This is a genomic window from Streptomyces synnematoformans (assembly GCF_039531005.1).
GTDB classification, from domain to species: domain Bacteria; phylum Actinomycetota; class Actinomycetes; order Streptomycetales; family Streptomycetaceae; genus Streptomyces; species Streptomyces synnematoformans.
This window is the reverse complement of the sequence record NZ_BAAAPF010000437.1, coordinates 1-4517: the sequence shown is the minus strand read 5'-3', so window position 1 is coordinate 4517 and position 4517 is coordinate 1. Positions and strand designations below refer to the sequence as shown.

Below are 4517 nucleotides of genomic sequence, written 5' to 3'. Positions count from 1 at the left end.
GCCCCCGCCGGCCTCGCGCGGCCCGACGACGGCCGGGTACGGGGCCGGCCGCGAGGCCCGTACCCGCGCCCCCAGGGTGCCGCGCTCCGGCCCGGCCAGCTCGGCGCGCAGCCCCGCCCCGACGCACCGCCGCACCAGCGCCTCGGCGTACCCCGCCTCCGCCTCGCCCACCGGCAGCACCACCGCCTGCACCGGAGCCAGCCACGGCGGGAAGGCGCCCTGGTGCACCTCGATGAGCTGCGCCATCGCCCGCTCCGCGCTGCCCACGACCGAGCGGTGCACCATCACCGGCCGGTGCCGCCCGCCGTCCGGGCCCACGTACGCGAGGCCGAAGCGGGCCGGCTGGTGGAAGTCGACCTGCACGGTGGACAGGGTCGACTCGCGACCCGCCGCGTCGACCACCTGCACGTCGATCTTCGGCCCGTAGAACGCCGCCTCGTCCTCCTCCGCCTCGTACGCGACGCCCGCCGCCGCGAGCGCCTTCTCCAGCAGCGCCCCCGCGCGCCGCCACAGCCCGGGGTCGCGCACGTACTTGCCGCCGGGGCCCGGCAGCGAGAGCCGGTAGCGGGCGGCGTCGAGGCCCATCGCCGCGTACGCCTCGCGGACGAGCCGCAGCGCCGCCAGCGCCTCGTCGGCGACCTGCTCCAGGGTGCAGAAGACGTGCGCGTCGTTGAGCTGGATGGCGCGTACGCGGGTGAGCCCGCCGAGGACGCCGGACAGCTCGGCGCGGTACATGCCGCCCAGCTCGGCCAGGCGCAGCGGGAGTTCGCGGTAGCTGCGCTCGCGGGAGCGGTAGATGAGCGCGTGGTGGGGGCAGAGGCTGGGGCGGAGCACGACCTGCTCGCCGCCCGGGCCGCCCAGCTCCATGGGCGGGAACATGTCGTCGCGGTAGTGCTCCCAGTGGCCGGACAGCTCGTACAGCTCGCGCTTGCCGAGCACGGGCGAGTAGACGCGCTGGTAGCCGGCGCGGCGCTCGACGTCGGCGACGTACTCCTCCAGCGCCTGCCGGACGGCGGCGCCGGCGGGCAGCCAGTACGGCAGGCCGGCGCCGATGAGGGGGTCGGTGTCGAAGAGGTCGAGTTCGCGGCCGAGGCGGCGGTGGTCCTGCACGGTGGGCTCCTCGCGGGTCGGTGGGGGCCGGTGGGCCGGGGGCCGCCCGCGGGGGCGCGCACGCCGAAGCCCCGGGGCGGTCGCCCCGGGGCTTCGGCTGGGTCGTTACGTCAGCGCGCCGGGACGGTGTCCGGCGTCGTCGTCTGCACAGCGCGCTTCATGGGCGGGAGATTAGCAGGGGCGGCAGGCCGGAGCCGACCCGTTTTCGGTGCCGGGCCCGGGCCCGGCGGGTGCCTCCGGGGGCGGTGCGGGCTACGCGCGTACGTCCGCGGGCCGCGACGTCACGGGCCCCGGGGGTGCCGCCGCTGCGGGCCCGCCTCCCGCCGGGCCGAAGCGGGCCCGGTACGCCGACGGGCTCAGCCCCGTGCGCCGGCGCAGCTGCGTCCGCAGGTTCGCGGCCGTGCCAAGACCGCTCGTCCGCGCCACCACCTCCAGCCGCCCCTCGCCGCGCTCGATCAGCCGGCACGCCAGCGCCACCCGCTCCCCCGTCAGCCACGCCAGCGGCGTCGTGCCCAGCTCGCGGGCGAACCGCCGGTGCAGCGTGGCGGGGCTGACGGCGGCCTGCCCGGCCAGGTCGGCGACGGTCAGCGGGCGGTCGAGGCGCGCCGCCGCCCAGGCGAGCACCGGGGCGAGCGACGCGTCCGGCACCTCCGGCACCGGGCGCTCGATGAACTGCCGCTGCCCGCCGTCGCGGTGGGCGGCGAAGACGAGGCGCCGGCTGACGTGGTTGGCCACGTCAGCGCCGTGGTCGCGGCGGATCAGGTGCAGCCCCAGGTCCAGGGCGGCGGCGCTGCCGGCGGCGGTGAGCACATCGCCGTCGTCGACGAAGAGCACGTCCCGCCGGACCCGTACGGCCGGGTGGCGGGCGGCGAAGCGGTCGGCCCAGCGCCAGTGGATCGCCGCCGGGCGGCCGTCGAGCACGCCGGCGGCGGCCAGGGCGTACGCGCCGGTGCAGAAGCTGACGAGCCGGGCGCCGCGGGCGGCGGCGCGGCGGATGGCGGCGACGACGGGGGCGGTGGGCGGGGTGTCGTCGGGGCGGTTGGGGACGATCACGGTGTCCGCGGCGTCGGCGGCGGCCAGGCCGGGGACGCCCGAAAGGGTGAAGAAGCCGTCGTGCATGCGCACGCCGGGGACGGGGGCGCAGAGCGTGAAGTCGTACCACGGCACGTCCAGCTCGGGGCGGCGCAGCCCGAACAGCTCGGTGGCGATGCCCATCTCGAAGGGGTTCGAGCCGGCGTCCACGAGCATGGCGACGCGGTGCGGCCGGGGCGGCTCGTCCCGCTGCGAGGATCCTTGCGGCATATGCGATTCGTAGCACTCCCGGCGGGCCCCTGTCACGCGCAGGATGGGTGGGGAGAGATCGCCGCAACACCTGCGGCGAGGGAAGCGAGGAGCCCACCGTGATCAGCCACCCCTCCGAGCCCACGGCCCTCGGCCACGCGCTGGAGCGCATCGCGGAACCGTGGAGTCCGCACGTCGTCGCGCGAGTCAACGACTACGACGTCAAGATCGCGCATGCCGAGGGCGAGCACGTGTGGCACGTGCACGAACACACCGACGAGTTCTTCCTCGTCATCGAGGGCGAGCTGCGCATCGGCCTGCGCGAGGAGGGCGGCGAGCGTACGGTCACGCTGTCGAAGGGCGCGGTGTTCACCGTGCCGCGCGGCGTCGAGCACCGGCCGGTGGCCGCGCCCGGCACGGCGATCATGATGTTCGAGCCGGCCGGCACGGTGAACACCGGCGACCGCCACGAGGCCGTGCCGGGCCACATCCCGTCGACGACCGGCTTCGAGCTGGCGTAGCGCCGCCCGGGGTCAACCGGCCCCGAACTGCGGGTCGCGGCCCGTCGCGGCCAGCGCGCGGTCGAAGGGCGGGGCGTCGGCCGGTACGGACACGGCCTCGGCGAAGCCGTCGTACTTCCGGTACATCTCGCCGTGGTCCTCCGCGACCCGCAGAACGAGCGCGGCCACCCCCGCCGAGGCCCGGTACTCCTGCCCGGTGGCGCGCGCCACGTCCCAGCCGTGCACCGCCATCTCCTTGGCGATCACCGCGGCCACCTCCGGCGCCGCCATCGACAGGAAGCCCAGGTCGACGTCGCCCTCCCAGACCGCGGGTGCCGCCCAGGCGGCGACGGCGCGGTCGAGCTGCGCGGCGTACGCGTCCGCCCAGCCGGGCTCGGCGGCGAAGTCGCGCTTCGGCAGCTCCTCGGGGAGCGGGGTGCGCAGGGCACGGTGCTCCAGGCCGTGGGAGGTGAAGGCGACCCAGTGGTTGACGAGGGTGCGGACGTCCCAGTCCGCGCAGGGCGTCGGCCCGTCGAGCTGCTCCGGCCGCACGCCGCGGGCGATACGGGCCGCCTCTTCCGCGCACTCCTTCATCACGGCGTACACGTCTGCGTTGGTGCTGTTCTCGCTGCTCATACGGGTGAACGTACGGCGGGGCGGCGCGGCGGGTCTTGAACAAACGCGACAGCTACGCTGCGCGTATGCCTACGCCCGGCTCCGGATTCGACGACGCGCACGGCGTGCTGCACCCCGGCGAGCACGCCCGCCTCGCCACGCTCGACCGCCGCGCGCCGGGCGCGGCGGTCGCGCCGTTCGTCGAGCGGTACTGGCACGTGCGCTGGCGGCTGCCGGGCGCCGACACGTACGACACGAAGGTGCTCACGCACCCGGCCCTCCACCTGGTCTTCGAGGAGCCCGAGCCGCTCGTGTACGGGGTGCAGCGCGACCTGTTCGTCCGCCGGCTGGCCGGCGCCGGGCAGGTGCTCGGGGTGCGGTTCCGGCCGGGCGGCTTCCGGGCGCTGGCGCCGGGGCCGGTCGCGGAGCTGGCGGACCGGCGGGTGCCGGCGGCGGAGCTGTTCGGGCCGCGGGTGGCGGAGGTGAGCCGGGCGGTGCTGGCGGCGGGCGACCCGCCGGAGATGTGCGCCCGCGCGGAGGACTTCCTGCGCCCGCTGCTGCCGGCCGCGCCCGACCCGGCCGCCGAGGAGGCGGCGGCCGCGGTGGCGCGGATCGCGGCGGAGCCGGGGCTGCTGCGGGTGGACGAGGTGGCGCTGGGGGCGGGGATGTCCGTACGGCGGTTGCAGCGGCTGTTCGCGGAGTACGTCGGGGCGAGCCCGAAGTGGGTACTGCGGCGGGCCCGGCTGCAGGAGGCGGCGGCGCGGGCGGACGCGGGCGCGGCGCTGGACCTCGCCGCGCTGGCGGCGGACCTGGGCTACGCGGACCAGGCCCATCTGACGCGGGACTTCACGGCGACGGTGGGCGCCCCGCCGTCGCGGTACGCGGGCGGCACGGCGGGCTGCGCACGCGGGGCGGGGCGGCGCGGTGCGCGCCCGGCACGGGGGAGCCCGGCACGGGACGAGCCCGGCACGGGACGAGCCCGGCACGGCACGTGGCTGGCACGGCACATGG

The 4517-nt window shown here is 77.2% G+C and carries 5 protein-coding genes; 2 read left to right on the top strand and 3 right to left on the bottom strand.

Annotated elements, in window-relative coordinates:
* Together thrS and ABD317_RS33885 are read right to left on the bottom strand one after the other, a co-directional pair.
* Positions 1–1110: threonine--tRNA ligase (gene thrS, locus ABD317_RS33890; protein ID WP_344295175.1), on the bottom strand; the 1110-nt coding region annotated here is incomplete at its 3' end.
* Between the two features lie 252 nt (positions 1111–1362).
* The gene (locus ABD317_RS33885; protein WP_344295173.1) at positions 1363–2412 is read right to left on the bottom strand and encodes a helix-turn-helix domain-containing protein; all 1050 of its coding nucleotides are present in this window, start codon (positions 2410–2412) and stop codon (positions 1363–1365) included.
* A gap of 98 nt (positions 2413–2510) precedes the next feature.
* Between ABD317_RS33885 and ABD317_RS33880 the strand changes: the two genes are divergently transcribed.
* Positions 2511–2912, top strand: a complete 402-nt coding sequence (locus ABD317_RS33880) for a cupin domain-containing protein (protein WP_344295171.1) — start codon at positions 2511–2513, stop codon at positions 2910–2912.
* A gap of 12 nt (positions 2913–2924) precedes the next feature.
* Here the strand turns inward: ABD317_RS33880 and ABD317_RS33875 are convergent, their stop codons facing one another.
* Positions 2925–3527: a TIGR03086 family metal-binding protein gene (locus ABD317_RS33875; protein WP_344295169.1), complete on the bottom strand. Its 603-nt coding sequence runs from the start codon at positions 3525–3527 to the stop codon at positions 2925–2927.
* 65 nt (positions 3528–3592) lie between these two features.
* Here ABD317_RS33875 and ABD317_RS33870 point away from each other — a divergent pair.
* Positions 3593–4517: AraC family transcriptional regulator (locus ABD317_RS33870; RefSeq protein WP_344295167.1), on the top strand; the 925-nt coding region annotated here is incomplete at its 3' end.

Coding starts and splice junctions, on each gene's coding strand:
- ABD317_RS33885 (WP_344295173.1), bottom strand. CDS start 2,412: ATGCCGCAAGGATCCTCGCAGCGGGACGAGCCGCCCCGGCCGCACCGC.
- ABD317_RS33875 (WP_344295169.1), bottom strand. CDS start 3,527: ATGAGCAGCGAGAACAGCACCAACGCAGACGTGTACGCCGTGATGAAG.